Source organism: Chitinophaga sp. 22308 (genome assembly GCF_052045305.1).
GTDB lineage: Bacteria > Bacteroidota > Bacteroidia > Chitinophagales > Chitinophagaceae > Chitinophaga > Chitinophaga varians_A.
Map to the genome: position 1 here is coordinate 46,211 of NZ_JBQEOP010000007.1, position 23,253 is coordinate 69,463.

Annotated in this window: 17 protein-coding genes and 1 pseudogene; 7 read left to right on the forward strand and 11 right to left on the reverse strand. The window is 43.2% G+C overall.

What is annotated here, in order from left to right; genetic code table 11:
• Positions 1-349 precede the first annotated feature (349 nt).
• Both ACTJJS_RS26250 and ACTJJS_RS26255 read right to left on the reverse strand, forming a co-directional pair.
• Entirely contained in the window at positions 350-547 is a 198-nt protein-coding gene (locus ACTJJS_RS26250) for a YegP family protein (protein ID WP_440666898.1), read from the reverse strand.
• Positions 527-643 (reverse strand): annotated as a pseudogene (locus tag ACTJJS_RS26255) (YegP family protein); the annotation flags it as partial. The pseudogene ACTJJS_RS26255 and the gene ACTJJS_RS26250, both read right to left, overlap by 21 nt.
• 186 nt (positions 644-829) lie before the next feature.
• On the opposite strand from ACTJJS_RS26255, the gene ACTJJS_RS26260 reads away from it, so the two are divergent.
• Complete coding sequence (locus ACTJJS_RS26260; RefSeq protein ID WP_440666288.1) at positions 830-1,801, forward strand: helix-turn-helix transcriptional regulator; 972 nt, start codon at positions 830-832, stop codon at positions 1,799-1,801.
• Positions 1,802-2,485: 684 nt separating this feature from the next.
• Here the strand turns inward: ACTJJS_RS26260 and ACTJJS_RS26265 are convergent.
• Together ACTJJS_RS26265 and ACTJJS_RS26270 are read right to left on the reverse strand one after the other, a co-directional pair.
• Positions 2,486-4,828 carry a T9SS type A sorting domain-containing protein gene (locus tag ACTJJS_RS26265; protein WP_440666289.1) on the reverse strand — a complete coding sequence of 781 codons (2,343 nt, stop codon included), beginning with the start codon at positions 4,826-4,828 and terminating at the stop codon, positions 2,486-2,488.
• A complete protein-coding gene (locus tag ACTJJS_RS26270) occupies positions 4,815-5,180 on the reverse strand; it encodes a hypothetical protein (RefSeq protein ID WP_440666290.1) in 366 nt (121 codons plus the stop codon). The genes ACTJJS_RS26265 and ACTJJS_RS26270 overlap by 14 nt, the downstream gene beginning before the upstream one ends.
• 245 nt (positions 5,181-5,425) lie before the next feature.
• Between ACTJJS_RS26270 and ACTJJS_RS26275 the strand changes: the two genes are divergently transcribed.
• Positions 5,426-5,824, forward strand: a complete 399-nt coding sequence (locus ACTJJS_RS26275) for a hypothetical protein (RefSeq protein WP_440666292.1) — start codon at positions 5,426-5,428, stop codon at positions 5,822-5,824.
• A 102-nt stretch (positions 5,825-5,926) separates the two neighbouring features.
• Complete coding sequence (locus ACTJJS_RS26280) at positions 5,927-6,109, forward strand: hypothetical protein (RefSeq protein ID WP_440666294.1); 183 nt, start codon at positions 5,927-5,929, stop codon at positions 6,107-6,109.
• Here the strand turns inward: ACTJJS_RS26280 and ACTJJS_RS26285 are convergent, their stop codons facing one another.
• On the reverse strand, positions 6,110-8,704 hold the full coding sequence (locus ACTJJS_RS26285) for a cold shock domain-containing protein (protein WP_440666296.1): 2,595 nt from the start codon (positions 8,702-8,704) through the stop codon (positions 6,110-6,112).
• Between the two features lie 1,112 nt (positions 8,705-9,816).
• Between ACTJJS_RS26285 and ACTJJS_RS26290 the strand changes: the two genes are divergently transcribed.
• Entirely contained in the window at positions 9,817-11,985 is a 2,169-nt protein-coding gene (locus tag ACTJJS_RS26290; protein WP_440666298.1) for a T9SS type A sorting domain-containing protein, read from the forward strand.
• Between the two features lie 329 nt (positions 11,986-12,314).
• Positions 12,315-14,909 carry a T9SS type A sorting domain-containing protein gene (locus ACTJJS_RS26295; protein WP_440666300.1) on the forward strand — a complete coding sequence of 865 codons (2,595 nt, stop codon included), beginning with the start codon at positions 12,315-12,317 and terminating at the stop codon, positions 14,907-14,909.
• A 217-nt stretch (positions 14,910-15,126) separates the two neighbouring features.
• Here the strand turns inward: ACTJJS_RS26295 and trxA are convergent, their stop codons facing one another.
• Positions 15,127-15,525, reverse strand: coding sequence for a thioredoxin (gene trxA, locus ACTJJS_RS26300; protein ID WP_440666301.1), 399 nt, complete (start codon positions 15,523-15,525; stop codon positions 15,127-15,129).
• A gap of 234 nt (positions 15,526-15,759) precedes the next feature.
• Positions 15,760-16,344 carry a peroxiredoxin family protein gene (locus tag ACTJJS_RS26305; protein WP_440666303.1) on the reverse strand — a complete coding sequence of 195 codons (585 nt, stop codon included), beginning with the start codon at positions 16,342-16,344 and terminating at the stop codon, positions 15,760-15,762.
• 252 nt (positions 16,345-16,596) lie between these two features.
• Between ACTJJS_RS26305 and ACTJJS_RS26310 the strand changes: the two genes are divergently transcribed.
• Together ACTJJS_RS26310 and ACTJJS_RS26315 are read left to right on the forward strand one after the other, a co-directional pair.
• Positions 16,597-16,881: a hypothetical protein gene (locus tag ACTJJS_RS26310; protein ID WP_440666305.1), complete on the forward strand. Its 285-nt coding sequence runs from the start codon at positions 16,597-16,599 to the stop codon at positions 16,879-16,881.
• Between the two features lie 3 nt (positions 16,882-16,884).
• Entirely contained in the window at positions 16,885-17,910 is a 1,026-nt protein-coding gene (locus tag ACTJJS_RS26315; RefSeq protein WP_440666306.1) for a hypothetical protein, read from the forward strand.
• A gap of 131 nt (positions 17,911-18,041) precedes the next feature.
• Here the strand turns inward: ACTJJS_RS26315 and ACTJJS_RS26320 are convergent, their stop codons facing one another.
• From ACTJJS_RS26320 to ACTJJS_RS26335, 4 genes are all read right to left on the reverse strand, one after another.
• Entirely contained in the window at positions 18,042-19,058 is a 1,017-nt protein-coding gene (locus ACTJJS_RS26320) for a terpene synthase family protein (RefSeq protein WP_440666308.1), read from the reverse strand.
• Between the two features lie 70 nt (positions 19,059-19,128).
• Complete coding sequence (locus tag ACTJJS_RS26325; protein ID WP_440666310.1) at positions 19,129-20,127, reverse strand: terpene synthase family protein; 999 nt, start codon at positions 20,125-20,127, stop codon at positions 19,129-19,131.
• Between the two features lie 374 nt (positions 20,128-20,501).
• A complete protein-coding gene (locus ACTJJS_RS26330) occupies positions 20,502-21,929 on the reverse strand; it encodes a Gfo/Idh/MocA family oxidoreductase (RefSeq protein WP_440666312.1) in 1,428 nt (475 codons plus the stop codon).
• A 285-nt stretch (positions 21,930-22,214) separates the two neighbouring features.
• Positions 22,215-23,213, reverse strand: coding sequence for a terpene synthase family protein (locus ACTJJS_RS26335; RefSeq protein WP_168874001.1), 999 nt, complete (start codon positions 23,211-23,213; stop codon positions 22,215-22,217).
• Positions 23,214-23,253 lie beyond the last annotated feature (40 nt).

Sequence of the window (23,253 nt, forward strand, 5' to 3'; positions counted from 1 at the left end):
CCCCTGTTTTGCTATTCCCGCGTCATTTGCTCCACCTTTTCCGCGCCCGGTATTTCTGTGAGCAGGTCGTCGATAGATTTGTTTTTAGCACCGGAGAACATCTCCTGGGTACCTCTCTTGATTATCTCGTAAGGGATATCAACCCGTTAGAAAAACTAGAAGTAAGCCCTCATGTGATAAGCCAGATATCAAAATTAGAAGGACTTTCTCCTGCCCATAGAGAACATGTAATCGCGGTTATAGAAGCATTTGATGCTAAAGAAAAGCTACAGATAAAAAACTCTCTTCAATAAATTGGGGGGTAAAACCCATGACCGGACCTTCATCCGGCCATGAGCAAAAACTCCGCTTACGCAGTCTGATCTTCCGTAGAAGCCACAGCTGCGTTTTTCTTTACAGGTTCAATGCCATTGTCGCGGCCGGATGTACTTTCATACATCTCACTGGTGCCAATGATCTGGCCATTGGCGGCCTTCAGGTTAAAATAGTGTTTGCCGTTGGAAGAATTCTTCCTCTCAAACCGTTCGTCGTGTTGGGAATTGGTAATGACAGATGCAATACCGTTTTCGCAATTAGCTTTTGTAGTGTAACCTTCGCTGACGAGAATAACTTCGCCATTAGCAGCTTTCAGTTTAAAACGGAATTCTCCGTTGGTACTTTAGGTGACAACAAATTTTCCCATGGATTAAAATTTTTAGGATGTGGAAGTTAAATAAATAATTTCAGATAGGATGCATATATGCCGCAGTGAGTTTCACAAAAAATACGTAGATTAGTATTGTAGCTGTCATATGAATTGCCCTCTCGATCACGTTGATAACCCGAAATCATGGAGTTCATATTGCCGAAAAACCTACAAAAGCATACTACTGTTGCTACCTGTACACCATCAGATGAAAAACCAGATCTTTTACCATTTGCAGAAACAACAACCATTCAGGGGCCTTTCGGAGTAATACACCAGCAACACGCAGAAGCAACCACGTACACCATTTACCGGCACATCTTCAGGATGGTCCAACCTATCCGTTTGCAGGTCGTCATCCACGAGCCGATGATTACCTTAAGCTACGCCCTACGGGGAGAGCTGAGCTTTGTGTTGAACGGTGTCGGTAAAACGCAGATACAGGGAGGACTGTATCACCTTTATTATATTCCGGCCGGTACCTACCTGGCAGATATTCCTGCCGGTGAAACCATCATCTTTCAGGTAAATCTGCAGACTGAACACATTGAAGGTGCGAACGATGAACCGGTGCAACAAGTGTTGAGCAATGTGCTACGAAACAGCAGGAGAGGGCTGCAGCAAAATGCAGCAGCTATCACACCAAAAGTGAAAGCCGTACTGGAAAGCATACACGCCTGTAAGCTGGACGATGCAAAGAGGGATATTTTCCTGCGCGCCCGGATATATGACTTATTGCTGTTGTACCTGGACACCCTCAGTGATACACAGAAATTGGTCACCACCAAGTTTCATTTCTCACCGGATGATTTACAATCATTACAGGAAGTGAGTGACAAGTTGGCCAATAACCTACATCAACAGATATCGTTGGAAGAGGTGGCAAGACTAGTCCATCTGCATCCCCGGAAATTGACGGAAGGTTTTCGATTGTATTTTGGCGTTAGTATGCATGAATGGCTGTTGCAGGCCAGGATGGAGCGCGCGAAATGTCTGTTGTTGCAGCAGGTCAATATTCGCGATGTGGCCTACGAAGTAGGATATGATACAGTATCTGGTTTTATCCGCGCATTTAAAAGTTTCACAGGTTCCACACCTGCCAACTATAACAAATAAAAATCCCCGGGAACATAGTAAATGTCCCGGGGATCGTCTAAGAGGCCGCTATAGTACCAGCTCTTTTACGGTGGTATTTAAGTTGAAAAAATGGCTGAACAGCTTCGGGCCGTACGCTCCCGTAATATTCAGCGGTTAACAGTTCAAAGTTGACGAATTCATTCGCCAATCCATATACGAAGCCGGAGAAAAAATGTTCCGCGTTGGAGAATTATGGAAATGTGAAGATAGTACTGGTTTATAAGGGTGCTGATACATCGCTGAATGAGGGATGTGTAAAGGATGGGTGAAGGATACTAAAAGGATACCAAAGTTATAAACCCCGCGCATGGCGTGGGGTTTTGTTTTTTAGTTGAGTGTTTAGTCGAATTCCTTCTATATAACCCCGATTTCTTTCCCGTACTTTATACAGGTTAATCAGCTTTTACTAAGATACCTAATATACGGATTAGAATTTACACGTTCAATAGCTGGTATATAGCTAGGCATAAATTTAGTTTAGGGAGGGAAGTCAATGAAAGGAGCATTTACTTGAAGTAATGCTTTTATTTATTGCCCTCAAAAATTGTTTATGCAGCCCCCGCATAAACGATCCGCGATTAATTAACGGACGATACAATTAAAAAACGCGCAGTACCATTCGAAGGAATTGAAAATGTACAGCATGATAACTGGCCGTTAACCTCATAACTTTATTATCTTCTGTATCTGCTTGTTTTTTCCCTGCCTTAACGTGAGAATATATATACCCGCTTGATAACCACTGGTATTAATTCTGACACTATACACCCCCGGAGTTGCCTGTTCATCTTTCAATATCACATCGCGCCGGGCGTCCGCATGCGTTAATCTCAGCACGATCCTACCCGCATGCTGCACTATATAACGGCAGGTGAACGTTTCAGAAAAAGGGTTGGGGAATGCTTCCAGTAATGGTGTTTGCGTTTGATATGCAGCATCCCCCGCCATCTCTTTGTAAGCTATTAATTGCTGATCATGTACCAGCGACGCTGCGACGACCGGCAATACCGGCGGCACCAATGGTGGACATGATGGCGGATCTATTTTTACAATAGTAGCCTTTGACAGGGAGTCACTTGAAGCACCCAACATCAGTGCACCTCCGTTTCTGCCGTTGGTGATCGCCGCCGGAATGATGGCGTTAGTGCTGTCAGTTTGCAGCGCAACAATATTACCGGTGCTGTCGAATCTCATCAGATACAGTACATCATTAGCCCCTCTTCCTGACGTGTTAACCGCGTCCACATCAAGCACCCATAAAAGATCATTACTGTCTGAATGTATATCTGCAACATTTTTTGATTTAGCCATGTTATTTCCAGGAGGTGGTTCACACATACATAAGTCACAGCCGTTATCATCTCTGGTATTTCCAAATGGACAAGATATCCGGCATACAGGTGGGCATATTACTTTACCCGCCACCGCCACTTTACTGCTTCCTGTTGCTGCCGCCCTTGCGCTTCTGCTTAAAGGAAGAGTCAACGGTCCGAGTACCTTTATGTAATCAGGAACGCCATCAGCATTAATCCGTAGTATCTTAACAGTAGTACCGCTCGTAGTGTCCGCGAGAGTAATACAGTTAAGCATAAAATGATCCGCGCCGGCGGTGAATATGCCGGCCTTCACATCATCACCTGTTCCCAGAAATACTTTTTCCCACTGCCGGTTCAGGTTACTATCTATTTTATCTACAAACATATCTCTCTTGTAAGTACCACCCGAAACTGTAGTTCCAGCTATCAGCAATCCTTTATCTGCTGCGGGGACAATGGAAATTCTGTCAACAGCGTAATTTCCATTATACGTCACTGTCTTTTGTACAATACCTGATGCATTCACAATCATCAGTTGCAACGCGCCCCCTACCGTTCCGGCAACAATCACATTGCTGTCTTTCGGAAAAAGTCCCAGTGCCGGGTTCTGTACTGTTATTTGTTTGGTCCAGAGCGTATTGCCCGACTTGTCAATACATACTAACTGACCTGAAGCTGATGGCGACTGCGTGTTATACACACCGGAAATAATAAACTTACCCTCTTTGATGCCCACTACTCCGGTTACACTATCCTTTCCACTGGTACCTATCGCTTTGCTCCATAGCTTATTATTGTTACTATCCAGTCTCAATGCCCAGAAGTCTGTAGAGCCATGATTCTGGCCAGCCAGGTCGCCGTCGTTCGAAGCACTGTTGCCTACCGCAAAATACCCCCGGTCAGGCGTATTGATCACAGCAACAAATGCATCTCCGCCTGTACCGCCCAGGGTGGCGCGGCTTCCCATGGAAACTCCCGGCCCCGGTGGCAGGATCACCACAGACGCCTGCGCACGGTCTGCACTCACACAGCCATTTGTATCAACAGATGCTGCATAATAATTTTGAGGAAGGGTCAATGACTGAGTGGTGAAAGTATCACCTGCAGATAACAATGTACCACCAACAGATTGACTATACCATCTGTGTGTAATCCCGGCTAACTTTACGGCAGTAAATATCCCTGACTCATTCCTGCATACACCCAGGCTATCTGGCATTACAACAGGTACATCCGGTAGCGGTAATGATCTGATTGTTACTGCCGATCTTTGGGGATTTGCGCAGCCATTGCGAACAGCTTGCACGTAATAAATGCTGTCTGAAAGTATACCACCCGTTGTATACGAAGAACCGATATATATCGGCGTCCCACCGGATGGCTGTTTATACCAGGAGTAAGACACGCCCGGAAGACTATCTGCTCTAAGCGTCGTCGTTTTCCCCTTACATACATTAACATTTGTATTTGATAGATGCGGTTGCGGTACAACACGGTAGGCATAGTTTATCCCAATGGCATTCAGGGCCTGCAACAGCCCCGAATTAAGCCGCACAATAACACGATCAAACAATCGCTGCGGCGCCCAGGTTACCATCACTTGGTTGCTGTTGAGCAAACGCAGTTGAACAGGCGCAGCAATAACGGATTGTAGGTCGTTGTTGTCAACATTGCCATTATAAGTAGCCACCTGTACACCCCCCCAGCAGCGAAATGTCCAGCAAGCCAACGGGGTAAGTGAGCATCACTCTGATAGAATCCCCCGGCTTGCTCACCGACGGAAAAACCAGTTGCTGCTGAGTATATCCTCCTAATAGTCCTAGTATCACATGCAGCGTAGCATACGTCTGGATGTCATTATCCGAAGACAGTCCGGGATTATCGGTATAACAACCGATACAGATGCCGTTGGTCTCGGTAGTTTGAGACACTACGGCCTCACAAGGCACCTGCTGACCATAGCAAACGGAGGGAAAAAAGACCAGGCATAAAGCACACCAATACAGGCTGATCCTGACGCTTGGAATACAGGTAGTTTTCATGTGGTTAGGTTGAAGGGTTAAAAAATTCCAAACTAGTCCGTCCAATCGCGTAGTCGGGCTAATACAATCTTCAACCAAAATTATGGGCGCACGATGGAAGTATAAGCACAGTCCGGCTATCGAATGAAGAAACAATCCTGCGAATCAGCAATTAATTTCATATAAACTACTTGCCTTCGTTTCCAATAGCATTCTGATAAAACAGACACCACACCGGACGTGTTCTTAGTTAATAAACATTCTTCGTGGAGTACATTAATTACAGCTACATTTATTCCCGCTTTAGTAAAACCCGTAAAGAACAGCGTGATATTTACGCCAGTTGGCCGGCACAGGCAACACGTCGCCAGTTGACTAATGAGTATTGGTGTAATGCGCTATGTCATTATTCCCTTTTGTTTGTTTTAGCCGATGTTGTTGTTTTACTTTACGGTGGTCAATGGAATGTAGGACATGTGCCTGCTGAAGTAATGTTGGGGATGGGCGCATATATACCATTGTACTTCTTGCTTTACCGACCCATCTTTACCATTGAGTTCTTGCCAAAACCTGAAACGGTAATAGCAATATATGAAGGCCGTGAACGGGCATGGCAAGAAAAGTGTAAGCTAAAGCTGTTGGAACAGCAGTTTCAAAGACCATAACGAAAACATACGGCTAACCCCTTCCTTTTTCCGCCAAACAAGTATACTTAGTCTGTTTTCTTTTTCCTGAACAACCATATTTGCTTTCTAAATCGGTATAATATGGATAAGAGAGAAAGAAATGTGAAGGCAGCTGCGCCAATGCTGTTCCCGATTGAACCGGAACAGTTTTGGCAAATGCTGCGTGTATTAGTGCGTGAGGAAGTCAGCCAACTGGAAAGGCAGCCGGTACGTGCCCCGGCATATGATACTCCGGCCCGCGACGATCGAACGGGCCGCAGTTGATTATAACTTAATCAGTTTTATTGACCGCTTCTTACTCCCTTGTAGTAACTGCAAGATATAAGCACCACTACTATAAGCACGGGCATCAATCTGTATATTATAAATACCAGGTGATGTTACTTCGTTTTTAAGTAGATCATTACTCGACCCATTGATAGAAATTAGTCGTAATTGTATTGATTCCTTATGTAGAATTTCAAACCGGCAGACAAATGTTTGGTTGAAAGGGTTGGGGAATACCTGAAAAACAGGTTTCTCGTTCGGTTGTTTGGTAGAGTTGGGAGCTATCTCCTTATACTGTGTGCCAGCTGTTTTATCTGTTATTGTCAGTGGTGGGCTGGCTGGCAAACAGGAAGGTGACGCCACCTTGGCTATAATGGCATCTCCATTTGTATCCGGAGATGAACCAGCTACAAATACGCCCCCGTCTATGGTTGGTGCACTTCCCTTAGGAATCATTGGTGTTATCGTTTGTTGTGCAACTATATTGCCCTGGTCATCCAGTTCCAATATTATAGAAAGGGTAGTTGTCAGTACTGTATTGCTTCTTGCCGTGGGATTACTATTGCCTTCCCATGCCGACAGCCTGGTTCCGGATAATCTTGCTTCCGAACGGTGAACAGACATATCCTGCCCACCTTCATCAGGAGTTATAAATCCAAATCCTTTAGCATCGCTAAACCATTTTACTGTGCCGGTAGCTTTCGGGACCGGATTGGTCGGACTGATTTCTTTGATGAATATTAATTCTCCTTGTGTATTCAGCTTAAGTACTTTAATCGTAGCTGGTAGCGAATCACTTGTAATGGTAACGTGTGTAATACTAAATTTTCCATCCGGAGCAGCGGTAACATCTACTCCCACGTCATTGCCCAGCCCCAGAAATACCTTTTCCCATACCCGGTTAAGATTACTGTCTATATTCAATATAAAAAGGTCTTTCCCATAAGAATTACCATTGTTTACGCTGCCAGCTATCAGTATATGTTTACCGGGTATACGGATAAAGGAGAGTTGATCCGGTGTATAGCTACCGTTATATACTGCACTTCGCAATAAGATACCGGTACTACTCCATTCTGTTAGTTGTAGTTTTGTTCCATCACTCCCAATCACGATTATCGCCTTTTCCCGGTTAGAAGCTTTTGCATATTGATTATAGTATTTTGTTGACTGGCTCCAAAGCTGATTCCCATTAGTATCCAGCCCCAGTATTTTCCCACTAACAGCAGCAGTACCTGTATTATAATTTCCGCAGAGGATTAATTTTCCATCACTCGTACTTGCCACAGATGTGAGAGAATCCGTTGTACTGGAGCCATATGTTTTACTCCATACTTTATTTCCGGTACTATCGAATTTCACCGCCCAGAAATCCATTCCATTATTATTGAGGGGCAGATCTCCATCCTTGGAAGTAGAACTTCCACCAGCAAAATAGCCTTTATCAGTTGTATAAACGATTGCGTTAAATATATCTTTACCAGTCCCCCCAAATGATTTGGTTCCAGCCAGTGATATGCCTGGTCCCGGTGGCAAAACATGTGCAGTGACTTTTGTTCTTAGCTGACTTATACAGCCAGTGCTATCCTGTGTGGCCGCATAATAGGTAGTTGTTGTATTCAGGATCGGTGTAGTAAAAGTAGGACCGGAGAAAAGCAGGTTGCCACCAACAGTCTGGTTGTACCATTTGGTTACGTTACCTGGAGATTGACTCGCAGAGAAACTGGCTATGGTATTATTACAAATACTATCTGACGGATTTAATATAACTGGTTCCGCAGGTAATATTCTGCCAGAAACAGTCGCGACAGCTCTTTGTGGGTTTATGCATCCACTTCTTTCTGCTTGTGCATAGTAGAAACTATTGCCAGGGACAGCCAGAACATTGAAATTATTGCCTGTCGCCAATGCCGAGCCACCGCTGGGTTGATTGTACCAATGCACAGTGGCCCCAGGTGGCACCGTAGCATTTAACTGGATGGTCTCTCCGCTACATATGCTGTTTGTAGTAGTGGTAATTGTGGGAGCTGGTACTACTTTATGGATATAATTAATATTTACGGTATTTAACAATTGCAGCAAACCACTATTAAGCCTTACTTCCACCTTGTTGAAAAGATTTACCGGCACCCACGAAATCAGTGCCTGCTGCTGTGTAATTAGCCGGATAGTGAGTAATTCTCCATTAATAACCTGACGATCATTATTATATACATCACCATTGTAAGTAGCTACCTGGATACTTCCTAATAAAGATAGATCTAACAAACCCACCGGAAAGTTCAAAAATAATCTGACACTGTCTCCCGGTTGGCTGATTGTCGTAAAGGTTAGCTTTTGTTCCACATATCCACCTAGTAAACCAAGCGTTACCCTTAAGGTAGAAAAAGTAGCAGTATCTGTATCTACCGCCAAGGTCGGATTCTCAACGTAACATCCCACACATAAACCGCTCACACTGGTGGCCTGCGAAGTAGCTGCATTGCACGGTACTGTTTGTCCCTGAACTGAGTATGCCTGCCATAGCATGCATACTAATACAGACAAAATACCTTGTAACCTATTGCCGCATTTGAAGAGATGTTTAAACATAGTTATGGTCTGAGTAAATATGGGTATAGCTACAGATCAAAATGTATATCCTGCAAAAAGAGCATGGTAATAAACAGTTTCATTCAGATACAAATTAGTTGCTTTTACTGCGGGTAAAATACATGCGGCTATAAACTCAATAAAATAAATTGCGAGGGAATAAGATTGATCCTATCGACCCTTTACTTGAGCTGTAAATTGACCATCAAGAGGAACTTCGTTACTTAAGGATATTCAATCCCGCTATTATAAATTTATTCCTTGGGGATGGACCAATATTTTCATAGGAGAATGTGTCTTGTTTATATTCAGATGGCTTCCGAAAATAATGTTTGTTCCACATGATATAAACCGAATCTCACTGATTAAGCAGTTAGATTTTTAATTAACAGAACTACATTTGAAATGTTCCTGCAGTGTTATAATTTGTTTATAACTAGATCAAATACACCTAAAGAGCATTGAATATTTTCCAAATCCAAACAGATAAAATATTTCATAAATTTCTGATTCCATTCATATGCTTTCTTTCTGCAGTATTTAAATTTAAATTTGATAATCAATTAGTATTGTCCGACCAAAGTACTTTAAAAAAAGATAAAAAAGGGCAGTCCCGAAGAACCACCCAGATTAGTTATGTTAGAGTTACCTCACAAAAACATTCCTGATGGGCGAAGTTGAAAAATTTTCCGGACAGCCGGTTCTATCACAAATATTAGATGTAATACCTAATTCATTAATACATGTAGCTAACCCCAAACACAAGGCTAACCGCTACTATAAGCAGCTACTAAAAAATCATTTGCGAATATGATCACGGTGATCCGGTTACATTTGATGAGTTATGTGGAACTGCTGGAGCTCATTAAAGACACCTGTGAAGCATGGGGGAAAACACATAATGCATCCTTTGATTTTTCTACGTAATAGATCGTAGGTGAGCTCCCCATGATTCTGAAATAGTCAATTTTTAACTTGTAAGACTTGACAGCAAAGCGATACAGTATATTTTAACCCAATTTTAGTCGGACAATAATAATCAATCAACAATGTTATCTCCATTCCTTCCAACAATTAGCCGGTATTTTAATCTTTCACTAAAAACATAAATAATGAAAACGAAATTTTACCCCTTCAAAATGACAGTATTGCTTATTATAGCCCTTGTCTACTCCTCATCCGGCGGGTTACATGCACAAATTTATGCCAATAGCCAAACAAATGGTACTACCGGGCTCTGTTTAATCTGCGGTGTTACTAATCCTGATAACCCCGTAAACAATACTAATCTTAATGATTATTCCACCTTTAATATTACAGTTGGCTTGCTGGAGACAACTGTTTATCAGACACTTATTTTCCCTGCGGTAAGCACAATGGGTTGCGACTCATTGATCATAGGCGTTGGCAGCGGTAATGCTTTACTTTCACTTAACCTTTTCGGAGGAGTTACTGTACAAACATTTAATGGTGCTATTGCAAATAATGATATACAGGTAGTAGACAGCAGTAATTTGCGTCTGCTGCAAAGTAACACAAAGGCGGAAATTATGCTTAAGCCAGCTTATGCTTTTGATCGTGTTAAGATAACACTGAGTAGTAATTTACTAGGATTGCTGAATGCGTTTCGGATTTATTATGCCTATCATAAACCAAGTGTTCCTATACCTGTTGCCGCAGATAACTTTGCCGTCTGTGCCGGAGATTTTGTAACACTAACCGCTACCGGAGTAAGTAATGCAACTATCAAATGGTATGATGCCATCAGTGGAGGAACTTTGTTAGCTACCGGCAATAGTTACAGGGTTGAACCTGCGGCTACTACTACTTATTATGCAGAAGCTAATATAAACGGATGCATAAGCGCACGTAAAGCGGTGCAGGTTAAGGTAAATCCAAGACCGGCCAATCCGGTTTATACGGTTTCGCAGGGAGTTGTTTGTAGTAATGAAATAATACAGGTAACTAATTATCAACCTGGCATTAATTATAATGTAGAAGTTAAATATATAGATTTTATCGGTGCAACACAAGATACCTCCTATGTAGTAAATAATTCAAACACCGTTGTTGTAACAAACTATAATACATACTCCTCCCGACAGGTGGAGGTATATATTCAGGCTGTCAATTCTCTGACAGGTTGTAAGTCAGATAGTATTCATAAAACACTTATTTTCGGCGCAGCTGCTCAACTGCCAGCAGTGGATGCTGATAGTCTGGTCATTTGCTATGATCAAAGTGCTACGTTGCATGCCTATATACCCCTGACGGACGTCCCTGCCATTAGGTGGTATGATGCACCTACAGGTGGCAATCTGCTACACAGCGGGAGCTACTTTACAGTGAAACCAGCTATAACTACCACATATTATGCTGCAGCAGCCGTTACTTGTGAATATCCACAACGCAAAGCGGTAAAGGTGATCGTAACAAAATTGCCTAATCCGAACTATGTTGTTCCGGGAGGATATATGTGTGGCGCTGTACACAAATTTCCCGTGTTAAATCATCAGGCAGGCTTTAATTATAATGTACGGGTGAAATATACAAGTTCTGTAAATCCTAATCTTCTGGATACTTCCTTTGTTGTTATTAACAAGGATACAATAACTTCAATGATGCAACCTCAGAGGTATCTTATGCAAGGAGATATCTATGTACAGGCAGTAAACCCGCTGAATAACTGCAAATCAGATACTGTACATCAGGTATTTATTATTGGGGCTTCATCTGTATTACCTAGTGTTGATGCCGACAGTGTCAGTATCTGTAAGGGCGACAGCGTTACGTTACATGCTTATGTTCCAGATACAAATGTACCTTTAATACGATGGTATAATGCTCCCAGTGCCGGCAATTTATTATTTACCGGAAGTTACTACAAAGTGAGCCCAGCTGTTACTACGGCATATTATGTTACTTCCGCTTACGTATGTGATTATCCACAGCGAAAACTCGTGGAAGTAATCGTGAAAAATTGCCCGGCACCAGTCCTGTTACTTTCAAAAAAGAACGGCATTTCACCAGACATGACTTTTAAACAGATACAAATATTCCCGAACCCAAGCCATGGAAACATCTGGCTGTCCACTGGTGATAAGGATCTTACCGGCAGCCTGGTAATCGTAAGAGATATAAATGGCAGAGAAATACAACGGGAAACTTTAAGGAAAAATAGCTTTAGTTTTTCGAAGCAAATAGTTACAGGTTTGTATTTTGTTCAAGTTATTACCGTCGGAAAAGAAGTTTATTCAGGGAAGGTATCGCTACAACAATAATATGGATGTAGTTAAAAACAGGAAGTCGTTTCGAAAATAAAGAGACGACTTCCTGTTTAAATTTATGATAGCAGGTATGACAGCCAGTGAAACAATTGTTTCTGCCTGGAAATGGCTATTAGAACCAGATCGGTAGATAAAAATATGATCTTCCATTCCGATAGGGGGTACAGTACGCCTGTCTTGAGTTCAGGAAACATAATTGATCACTGCAATCTGCTTTCTGCCGATACAGCTTAGCTTCATATTCTATAGCTAAAATAGAATATTTTTAAGTCGAGGCGTTAATAACTGCGATTCTAACCTTAAACCCCTATGAATAACCTTTTATGAGTTTTCCGTTCAAGATTTATCTGTCTTTAGCGTTAACGTTGCTATCTTTTCCCATGCCCGGCAGGGGTCAGAGCGTTCCCTGCGATGCTGCAAAAAATCAAACTGTAGAAACAAGTGGACTGTGTGTTGGGTGTTATGCAGACAATCCGGAGTTCGCCGTCGATAATAACCAGGCGACATTCTCAACATTGCATGTGATACTAGGTTTGCTGGATGGTTATATACAACAGCAGCTCATTTTCCCGACAAAAAGCGGCACCGGTGATAGCGTAAAAATATTTCTTACCGCTCCGGTTGGGTTACTGGACCTTACTTTGTTAGGAAGTATATCAGTTGCTACCTATAACGGCGAAGTTTACAATCAGGATAGGATGCCTGTTAACAGTGGATTGCTACAGGCCCGCTTGATAAATGGCTATCAGATATTATTAACATGGGCGCCAACACGTCCATTTGATAAGGTTGAAGTGAGGCTCAATTCAGGCGTGTTACAACTATTAAATGCAATCAACATTAACTATGCCTACCGGATATCTCCGCAACCATTAGCTTTATTGTCAGAGGTGAAAGTATGTACCGGAACGACAGCGGCCCTGGGAGTAAAAAGTCTGGATGGCGTTACATATGACTGGTATAAACAGCCAACAGGTGGAAATCCGATATTTACAGGTATCAATTATAACTCCGGGCCTGTAACAGGAGATAGTCTCTATTATGTACAAGCAACACGTAATAGCTGCCCTAATTTGTCAAGAACACTGATCCGTGTTAGTCCTGCACCTCTTCCCCTGGCACCAGAAGTTAAACCACCTGTTGCTGATATATGTAGCGGAACGCAGGCCACTTTCATCACAGCATCAAGGAAAGGCTTGATACATCGATGGTTTAACCAACCAACGGCAGGGATTGCTTTAGCCGAACAAGATACCTTTACCACAACGATACTAACGGCCAACACCAACTTCTATGCAGAGACCATAGACACAATGGGTTGCGTCAGCCCAAATCGTACCTCCGTTGCCGTTAATATGCTGCCGCCAGGGCCAGGTGTTTCCATGAGCGGCGCCCAAACATTGGGTGGCACTGGAGGAGACCGGCTCTCTGCTATTGTCAAAGGAGTGGATGGAGGATTTTTGGCAGCCGGAAGTACTTCTTCCAATGATGGTGATATTAATGGACAGAATCATGGGCTATTAGACTTCTGGTTAGTAAAACTCGATTCAGTCAATAATAAAAAGTGGGTTAAAACAATAGGAACTTCAGGGCGAGACAGTCTCACAGGGATAGCAGCGACTAAAGACCTGAAATATATCATATGCGGCAACTATAATCTCGGAACGGCAGCAGCTTCCGGACAAATTATATGTATTAATAGCGCCGGTGATATCTTATGGAATAAGGCAACCAACTTACTCAATCAATTTGTAGACAATTTATCAGATGGAAGTAATTGTATCGTCATTGGAACATCTGTAAACAATTTACAGCTTACATTGCTAAACAGCGCAGGTAACGTATTAAAAACAGCTAATTACACTGGCAATTATTCAACTGATCAAATCCAGTTCGCACAAACGGACGATAAAGGATTATTAATTGCCGGAAGTACTTTCTCCGGTTCCATATATGGAAGAGATGCCTTTGTTACCAGAATTGATAGCAATCTGAACCGACAGTGGGAGCAGGTATTTTTAGCTGAAGGGGATGATATAAAAGTAGGCATTCGCCGCACAAGTGATAAATACTATGCGCTAACCAGTATAACCAGGAATAACACCGGGCAGCAGACTCAAGCGAGAGTCATACAACTTACTCCCAATGGAACAGTGCAATTTTCCAAGGTTTTCGGACCGTTTTCATCTGCCGGTATGAATGTAACTTCAGGGAATAGGAAAGACAGCGCTACAAATGCCAATACGAGAAATCTTTTATTATTGTTTGATCGCCCAACGGAACCTGTATTTCAGCCAAGGAAGGAAAATACGGTATTTGCGGTTCCCACAGACTTCCTGGGTGACCAATATGCCAAAGCACTGGGAATACCTGCCATAAGCAATGATGTACTCAACCTTATGGAATTAGACAGTACTGGCAAAATTGTTGCCTGGCAACAGGACACATCTCACTTTTTTATTCCGCAAAGCGCAGTTAGAACATCTGACGGGGGAGCGTTGATGGTCGGTGCCACAACCGGCGCGTCAGGAAAAGCGATTTTGGCCAAGGTAGATCCACCATCCTGTTTGCCAGGTAATCTTCAGTTACTGCCTCAGGACGCCAAGGCATTATTTGTTAAAGAGAACGTACCCGCAGGAAACCTCAATTTAACGGGAAATGATATCATACTGACAGTTTCACCTAACCCCTTTTCTCAAACACTTAACTGTCGTTATGAGGCCATGAAAACAGGAAGGATCGCATTGAAATTAATCAATGTCGCTTCAGGCCAATCCATAATACTGAAAAACGAAACAGCTACAAAAGGCATCTACCATCTACAGATAAATACAGGTCATTATCCGGCAGGTGTATACATTCTTCAGTTGGATCAAGACGGGAGAAAAGACATATCAAGAGTTGTTAAGATTAACTAAGTAGTGATCTCCTCCCGAAAAAATGAAGCGTGGCAAATTGGAAATTTCGGGGGAGGTCAGGGATGTCAGAACTTTCTCAGAAATTCTGATCTGGCATTGGATCGCCGTGTCCTGGTAACAGCTATTACCTCCTTTCCTTTTTTATTCTGGTATTACTAAGAAGGTACGCACCAGCAAAGGCACATAGACCTAAGAACAAATTGTTCCTGTTCAAAAATCAGCCTGGTAAGAGTGGTGGAGGTCTCCATTCTCTTGGTTCACGCGGAGGTTCGAGATGTTCCTGGATTTTATTAGGTGATTTGAGGTATTCCTGGATTTCCGTGTCGAGTTTGTCTTTAGGAATTATGCCGACGTGTTTGTAAACAGGTTTGCCATGTCTGAAGAACATGATCACAGGGAGGCTGGTGATATTGTATTCTTTAGTACGATAGAAATTCTGGTCCACATTTATTTTACCCATCTTTACCTTACCGGCATACTCATTGGCCAGCTCTTCGATGACCGGGCGCATTGCGGCACAAGGGCCACACCATTCTGACCAGAAGTCAATAACACAGAATTTGTCAGAGAACAGCACTTCATCATAGAAGCTGCTATCAGTCAATTCTAAAACCATATATTACTTATCTGATTTAATTGTTATAAGGATTGTATTGATTCTTTATCATCGTCTGTAGCATAGGCTATATAACAGCAAAGACTTATGTTTTGTTGTTTACAGGAATTATTTTTTTATAAAAGTAAGGTTAGTGACGAGTGGTGATGAAGAAGTTGTTGAAAATCCGGAGCTACAGCACGTGCCTATGTTATCAAAAAACATATGCGGAAATAGAATAGGAATAAAAAATATCTACAAATGGCTCAGGATACTATCAATTACAGGGACTAATTTTTCTTCGAAAATTAGGGAACTTGTCTCAGGATTTGAGCTGCCTCCCATGCTAATATAAGCAATGATGCCGGAAGTGTTCAAAATAATATTAGTCGGAAATCCATTTTTTAAGTTGAGCTCGTAACATGCCTCCCTGGATATATGTCTGGGCATAAATGGAAGATTGTATTTCTTTCTGAACGTATCGATAATTGAATCATTTTCAAATGTCAGCGATACGATCCTGAAATTTTTACCTGCGTATTTTTCACTTAGTTTGACAAGATCAGGAAATTCAGTTATACAAGGACGACAATTCGCGAACCAGAGGTTAATCAAACAAACGCCTTCGGGCATTTCTATGCCGGCATTCTTAAATATGGAATCGGCATTGGTTAATTTGAAATAATCCTTGCCGATAAACGGTTTAATACGATTTTCCCAGAGTTGTGATATCGTTAGTTTTCCTTTTTCGGCGGGAGGTTTGTTGTTGTTGACATTGCTTTGTGAATAAGCGGTTGATGTAAACAGGAAAAAAAGGATAATAGGGAGAATGACTTTCATAAACGGGATTAATAGTTATTTACAATAAATAATAACGACCTTTACTAATATACGAATACTTTGGTTTTTTTTCAACTAAACCAGAGTGCCAGACGCCAGCCATAGGAAAATGTCGTTTTTATACTATCCGGGAAAACAGGCATGCGGTACTTTTGCCTTATCAGATATTTTTTTACCCGCTGTAGTACAGGAACCCATGTATAACCCATCCTACCTCCGGCATTTAAATATGTAGAACAAAACGAGATCATCATGAAACACTCAAAAATGTTGAATCCGGTGATAGCCGGTGCCATGGCATTGCTATGCGCGCTCGGCTGTAAAAAATCCTCCACGGAAGTGCCGGTGCCGCCGCCTGCTGAAAAGCCGCAAATTAACGCTGAAGCGGAAGCTATCCGGTCGTTCATCGTTAACAAGTACCAGCTAAACGACGGTGACGTAGGCTACGATAAGAAAAATGGTTTCTTTTCCATCTACCAAATCAATGTGGTTAGTTACGACGATGCTTTAACTGATTACGAAGAAAATAAAAAATAAGCCATGAAGAAACTTCTAATGTTTGCAGCAATCTGCGTGACGGCTTTACAGGTAAAAGCCTCGTTCTTTATACAAGTCTTCAGTATACCCGCTAATCAAAATAGGAACCTGGTTGTTGATCCTTCAAAGGCTACCAATTTTAGGGCAGCATACAATCTGAGCTACGTACCAGATAACATGTTTAATACGATTGTTGTAGATGTGGTATATATTAGTTCTGCAGAAACACTGGTGATTGGCCCGGCAAAAACATACACCGCGACCTCCTCTGCCGGGATTGCTGATAATATAGACGCTACATTACCGGCAAACAAAATGACCGGAAGGATATCCCTAAGGATAAGGTCGTCTTCACCGCAGCCTATGACTATTTATAGCACGAACAGTTATGGCGTTGAAAATGCCATAGTATCACCAGAGGAACTATTAAAACGGAAAATGAACGAGTACCGGCAGTCTATTCTGCCCAGTAGCAAGAATATTTCACTTATTGATCCGCCGGCCGGTTTTGAAAATACTTCATTGGCTCCCGTGTATCTAACCATCACTGAAGATGGCGGGGCATATGATTTGTATGTTGACCAAACGCGTGCTCCCGGCATGCCTTTGTATGATAAGCAGGTAACCGCCGGATATTATGGGCTTAGAAAAGAATTTTTTGCTTTCGCCCAACAGCAGGCAGGAACGGTCCCTGTATACAGGTACGTGAAAAAGGCAAACAGAACTGCCGTGCTTTTTTCTATATATCCGCAGGATGAAACCATCTGGGACAAAACAGGTACTGCTTTTTATGCATACCCTTCACGGATACGGGATGTGCCAACCCCTCCGAAAGAAGTAAAGGGTGCTGTTCATGTTTTCCATGCTGATCCCAATATAGATCGTACTTTCTTTGCTATGTACTTCCCTGATGAAAACAATAAAAACTGGCGGCCTCCTTACATTATTACTCCGGAAGGAATCAAGTTGCGCCTGGGTATGTTTTATGCTGATTTCCTGGCGTTCCCTGCTTATAAAATCAACCCTTGATAAAAGGACCATTATATTTCATGATAAAGCCCGCAACGACGCGGGCTTTATCATGAAAATAATTTCATATTTACGCAGTTCCTGAGATAGTGTCTTAATATCATACAAAGACCGAAGCAGTCCTTCATCTGCTAAAAATGTTTGATCTCTATTCTGTCCATCGTTTCGCCCTTTCCATTGGGCGGAACAGCAAAACCATCAGGTTCATACCTTTTCGTGCCGCTTTGATAGTACCAGTTATTTAAACCACTGATCATTTGTTTGATGTAGTAAATAAACTCTTCTGTTTCTTTTTGATACGGACTGAAATCCGGCAGATGGTTTGATAACGTTACCAATTCATCTACAAATTCATCGTGGATCTTCATGCCTTCGGTGCAGGCTTCATCAAAAGATATTTTATGGTGGTGCTGCAGTAAGGTGATGATGTTGAAAATCTCTGATTCTATCGCAAGCTCCTTGCCGATAGTGGCAAAGTCATTCTGAAGCGCTACAATAATGGCCTGTATCAGAAGAATGCGCTGAATGACGGTATGCTTATAAATAAAGTCTGGTAAAGCAAAGCCCGTTGTGGGACAGATCAGGTCCGCAAATGGGATCATGCCAATTGAATTGGCACGGATTAAATGAAAGAGAGGGATAGGAGGGATGTTCTTACTGATCTTGTAGGGCGATTCTTCCATGATTCCGTCGTTAACAAAGCGGTACTTATAATTCTTTGCCATCCGCTCCAGCCAGAAGTCGGGCATGCCAAGCGCAATCCACTCTTTTCTGTTGGTTTGCATCTGCCGTAATATTCCTTTTTCTTCCGGCCGCGGCTCGTCTCCCATCATGACTTCAAAAATCCGGTCCCTGAACGCCGCAATTTCTTTTACCGGCAAAAGTTCTACATAATCATCAGTCATCGTCATATAAATCGCGAAGCGTGTTGCATGGCGGATTCTGTCTCTTTCGGTGGCAGCTGGTATCATAAAAGGCCCAACATCAAATAACCGCATCTTTCTATATCTTGCCATCGCCTCTTTTGACAGGAATTGGTAGTCGTTGTCATACCACTCGTTTTCTTCTTCATGAAAAGTTCCGGCAAAGGGGCTTTGAAGGGTTGCCCAGGGATATACTGGTTTGGGCACTTTGAATTCCTTGTTCATAAATAATATTGGTTTAAAATGAGGAAAAATTCAGGTTAATCACATAGTTCCTGAGGCATACTGAATAGCATTATCCTAAAGCCTGTTTTACTGTTTGGACGTCAGGAAATCCATGTAGGGAGTTGTATCTGTCGAGTTGGGATGAAATAGACTTCCACCCGTTTAAGGTTATGCTGACATAATGGATCCTGTTTACTACCGCATCCTGCCAGCTCCCGAAGTCAGGTAGAAAATCCTGCAGGTATTGAAATTCCCTCAGATATTCATTATGAATGTGCAGCGCCTCCAGACATGCGTCTTCCAGTGAGATGTTGCGGTTGTGTTGAATGGCTTTTACAACATTGTAGTAAATAGCACCGGTGGCTTCATCTTTAAGCACGGACTGGACCTCGTTAAAGCAGGTCATCATGCGGACGGCCAGTGCTTTCAGGCGTTTTATGCTACTGTGCTGATGTATGAATTCAGGAAGAACGACTTCCGTTTCAAGGTCCAGCAGTTCCAGGAACGGGTACAGGCAAAGCGAATCTTCCCGGATGGCCAGACATTGCTCTTCGGAAGGAAATTCTCTCCGGGCTTTGTAATAAAGCTCCTGTTGAAGACCATCAAAGTACAGCTGAATGCCATGGATGAACCGGTCCATGGATGTTTCGGGGAGAAACCGGACCAGTTCTTCTCTCAGCATGGATAATAATCCGGCAAGAGGAATCGCTGCATCATGGCTGCTGCGTGTACCTTTCAGTATTTCCAGGGTCTGGTCACGGACGTGGTACAATTCCTGAAGATCGCATTCCTCACATCTGTCGTCATTGTAAAGTGTCCATAACATAAGCCTGCACACGGGCTTCAGCCGCTCGGCACTGGCTGTCGGAAACCACTGGGAGGCGATGTGCGCCGTCTTGGTCATTTTGTACTTTTTCCTGGTAGAGGGGGCGTTTTGATAAATTCCCAGATACTCTCCATCTATCCAGTGCTGTTCAGTGATTTCCTGCATGACTTTGGCAAATGGATTTTTGAGCATGGGAAAAGGATAGTGGAACCGGGAGAGGATCGAGGAAATCGCTGTGTTCATACAAATTCGGGTTACTTTGAGGAGGATTGATGATATGCTTAATATCATTGCCATGCTGATAGTATCCTTTTAAAACTGAAGGTCAACTGCCGGTCTTTTACGTTTCGTTTGCGTTTTATTCAGGGACAATTAGTGATGCATATCAGGCACCAGAGTTAACTTTTAAACAGCCTGCCGGCAAGTAGCAGCGCTGGTTATTTTGGCCACCGTCCGGGCTTACAGGCCTGTTGATATAGGACTAACGTTATGAATTTACAAAAAAATACAAAATGCCGCCACTTTCTACAAAAATTTCAATTGACTAATATCCAGTCTCTTCCGGTGAATTGCTTTGTACCAGGCACAAAAAAAGAGGACCGTAGTCCTCTCTCTTTTTAAACTTTATAGTACTGTTCCCAGCCTTTCCTTGGTGGAGGGCCTACCAGCAGTTCGTTGGCGTGTTTGTTATTGGTAATGATTTTCTTTTCCCGGTCGAACTGTAGTTTCTCACCTGTCCACTGCGCCAGTACGCCGAGGCAGAACACCTGGCTGAGCGGACCGGCAATGGCGAATGGCGAACGTGTCTGCTCTTCACCTTTACATGCCAGCAGGAAGTTCTTAAAGTGGTTGGACGGGCTTGCGGGTACTACCGGCAGTTTGTCCGCCATTGCTTTTGCTTTTTCTTCAGGAATGATGGAGAGCGTACTGCCATGAGAGCCTCCTTTAAAGGTAAGTTCCTTACTGTAGATGATCTTACCGGGATTGAGTTTGGCAGGTGCAATAGCCCCGTTGCTTGGAGGTGGGATATTGGGATCGAGCCCTGAAACGCCGTATCCGGCGGGAATGGGCGGCAGGTTGTCCACGCCGTCATACCAGGTGATGTCCAGTGCGGGCATATTTCCTCTTTTCGGGAATTTGAAGGCCAGTGTGGAGGACATCGGGTAGAAGAAGTTATTGTGACCAGTGAGTTTGACCGGGTCAATTTCGTAGGGCAGGCCCAGATCGAGGAATTGATGGGCGGTATCGATGATATGCGCGCCCCAGTCGCCCAGTGCGCCCATGCCGAAGTCGAACCAGCAGCGCCATTGACCGTTTACGAAATCTTTATTATAGGAGTGACCCTGTGTCGCCATCTGCCAGATGTTCCAGTCGAGGGTAGCAGGCGCCTGCTCTGCGGCCGGGAACGAAGTGATATTAGGGTTCCAGCCATGCCAGCGCCGTGGGGAGTTCATATGGGCGGTAATGGCTGTTACATCTTTGATGATACCGGCTTCTGTCCAGGCTTTAAACTGGAAGTAATTGGCTTCCGAATGCCCCTGGTTGCCCATTTGTGTCACTACTTTCGGATGCTTGCGGGCGGCCTTCATCATCAGTTCCACTTCGTTGAAGGTGCGTGCCATTGGTTTTTCTACATACACGTGTTTGCCCAGGCCTATCGCCATCATCGTGATCGGGAAATGTGAGAAGTCAGGCACACCGATGGACACTGCATCAATCTGGTTGCCCATCTTGTCGAACATCTGACGGAAGTCCTGGAAGCGAGGCACATTAGGGAACATCTTCATGACCTCCAGGGTATGCGGCGCGCCCATGTCTACGTCACAAAGCGCCACAATGTTTGCCAGTCCGGTCTTGTAGAGCGCCTGGGCTATCTCTCCGCCTCTGTTGCCGATGCCAATGAAGGCAAGGTTGACTTTTTCATTAGGTCCTATTTTGCGTACATGCGGCTTCGCTGCAGCCATCAGCAGACCTGGTGTAGCGGTGGCCAGGGTGGCCAGCGCAGCTTGCTTCAGGAAACTCCGTCTTGAGTTATTGTGATTCATAGCGTGATTTGTTAAATGCTGGCCCCAAAATATAAAAAAGGTTTTGCAATCGATGGAAATTTTTCGCTCAACTTTATTTAATAGACAGAAAATAATCTTTAATACTTATATTACATAGATATAAATATAGTTAATATTTATACTGTGTAAAAAAAGAATCAACATCGATCAAAAAAGAACAGATAACCCCACCGGGATATGCAGGGCTGTTTAAGACCGGCAGGGCGTTGGGTCGTTCACGTTATAATTGGAAATAACATAACGGCAGGCAATGCCTAAGTTGTCTTATATAGCAGTGTTTTTCTCCGGCCATGCAAATCCTTTTCCTCCGGGTAAATATCTTTCTGTTTCCTGTACATAAAATGTATTCACCCCCTGAACGCCAAGCCCAAAATAGTAGACGAATTTGTCCACATGTTCCTGGTACTCTCCGAATTCCCGATACTCTTTGTGTAAAGTAAGCAGCTCGTCAAGGTCCGCATTATGAATCCGCAAGGTCTCTTTGCAGGCATCTTCCAGGGAAAGGCCATACTGCCTTTGAAGTACAAAAATTACATTAAAAACCTCTGTTCCTTTGGCCAACTCTTTGGGTAAGGAGTGAATATCATTTTGCCATATTATAATTCTCACCATCAGGGTCATCATTCGCTGAAAGACGCAATGGTCAATGATATGATCGGGTAAAACCAAGCCCGATTCAATCTCCCCGAGGACCAGGTAAGGGTACATCAGCACGGCATATTCGCGGATTGCTTTGTAAACAACGAAAGAGGGTGGGGGCTGATTGGCTGCTTTATAGGAATGTTCGACTTCAATTCCATACCTGAATGTCAGATAGAAGTATCGAATGAAACGCTGCATCCATGTTTCAGGCATAAACGCACGGAACTCGTCCCGGATAAGCGCCAGGTGCTGGTAAATTGCATTTTCCTCCGGCAACAGGGCGGCGCCGTTCAGAATTTCCATGCAACGGATACGCTGTTGTTGCTTTTCTTCAAGCGATAAATCTTCCAGCTGATCGTCGAGCACAACATACTGGAGCATAAACCTGTTACAGGGAATGGTTTGCTCGTACGTTAAATCAGGCCACATGCAGGCTGTGCAGGCATGTAGCCGCATTTTTTTGTACTTCAATACCTGTTCAGGTGTCAGGAAAGTATAGTCATTATCGATCCAGGATTCCATATCCCTGCCCATTTGTTCAAGATGTGGGTTGACCAGGTTGGGCCATGGATAGAAATTTAAAGGTAAATAGTCCCTTGGGTTAAATTGTGCTGGCTTCATTACAAATCGTTTTACGGGTTAGGAAAACAGGCGCGGGCTT

Bases quoted from the DNA above. Each gene is read 5' to 3' on its own strand.
- ACTJJS_RS26310 (WP_440666305.1), top strand. From the start codon at position 16,597: ATGAAACACTCAAAAATGTTGAATCCGGTGATAGCCGGTGCCATGGCA.
- ACTJJS_RS26330 (WP_440666312.1), bottom strand. From the start codon at position 21,929: ATGAATCACAATAACTCAAGACGGAGTTTCCTGAAGCAAGCTGCGCTG.
- ACTJJS_RS26335 (WP_168874001.1), bottom strand. From the start codon at position 23,213: ATGAAGCCAGCACAATTTAACCCAAGGGACTATTTACCTTTAAATTTC.
- ACTJJS_RS26315 (WP_440666306.1), top strand. From the start codon at position 16,885: ATGAAGAAACTTCTAATGTTTGCAGCAATCTGCGTGACGGCTTTACAG.
- trxA (WP_440666301.1), bottom strand. From the start codon at position 15,525: ATGGTTTTAGAATTGACTGATAGCAGCTTCTATGATGAAGTGCTGTTC.
- ACTJJS_RS26285 (WP_440666296.1), bottom strand. From the start codon at position 8,704: ATGTTTAAACATCTCTTCAAATGCGGCAATAGGTTACAAGGTATTTTG.
- ACTJJS_RS26280 (WP_440666294.1), top strand. From the start codon at position 5,927: ATGGATAAGAGAGAAAGAAATGTGAAGGCAGCTGCGCCAATGCTGTTC.
- ACTJJS_RS26260 (WP_440666288.1), top strand. From the start codon at position 830: ATGGAGTTCATATTGCCGAAAAACCTACAAAAGCATACTACTGTTGCT.
- ACTJJS_RS26295 (WP_440666300.1), top strand. From the start codon at position 12,315: ATGAGTTTTCCGTTCAAGATTTATCTGTCTTTAGCGTTAACGTTGCTA.
- ACTJJS_RS26290 (WP_440666298.1), top strand. From the start codon at position 9,817: ATGAAAACGAAATTTTACCCCTTCAAAATGACAGTATTGCTTATTATA.
- ACTJJS_RS26305 (WP_440666303.1), bottom strand. From the start codon at position 16,344: ATGAAAGTCATTCTCCCTATTATCCTTTTTTTCCTGTTTACATCAACC.
- ACTJJS_RS26270 (WP_440666290.1), bottom strand. From the start codon at position 5,180: ATGAAAACTACCTGTATTCCAAGCGTCAGGATCAGCCTGTATTGGTGT.
- ACTJJS_RS26325 (WP_440666310.1), bottom strand. From the start codon at position 20,127: ATGAACACAGCGATTTCCTCGATCCTCTCCCGGTTCCACTATCCTTTT.
- ACTJJS_RS26320 (WP_440666308.1), bottom strand. From the start codon at position 19,058: ATGAACAAGGAATTCAAAGTGCCCAAACCAGTATATCCCTGGGCAACC.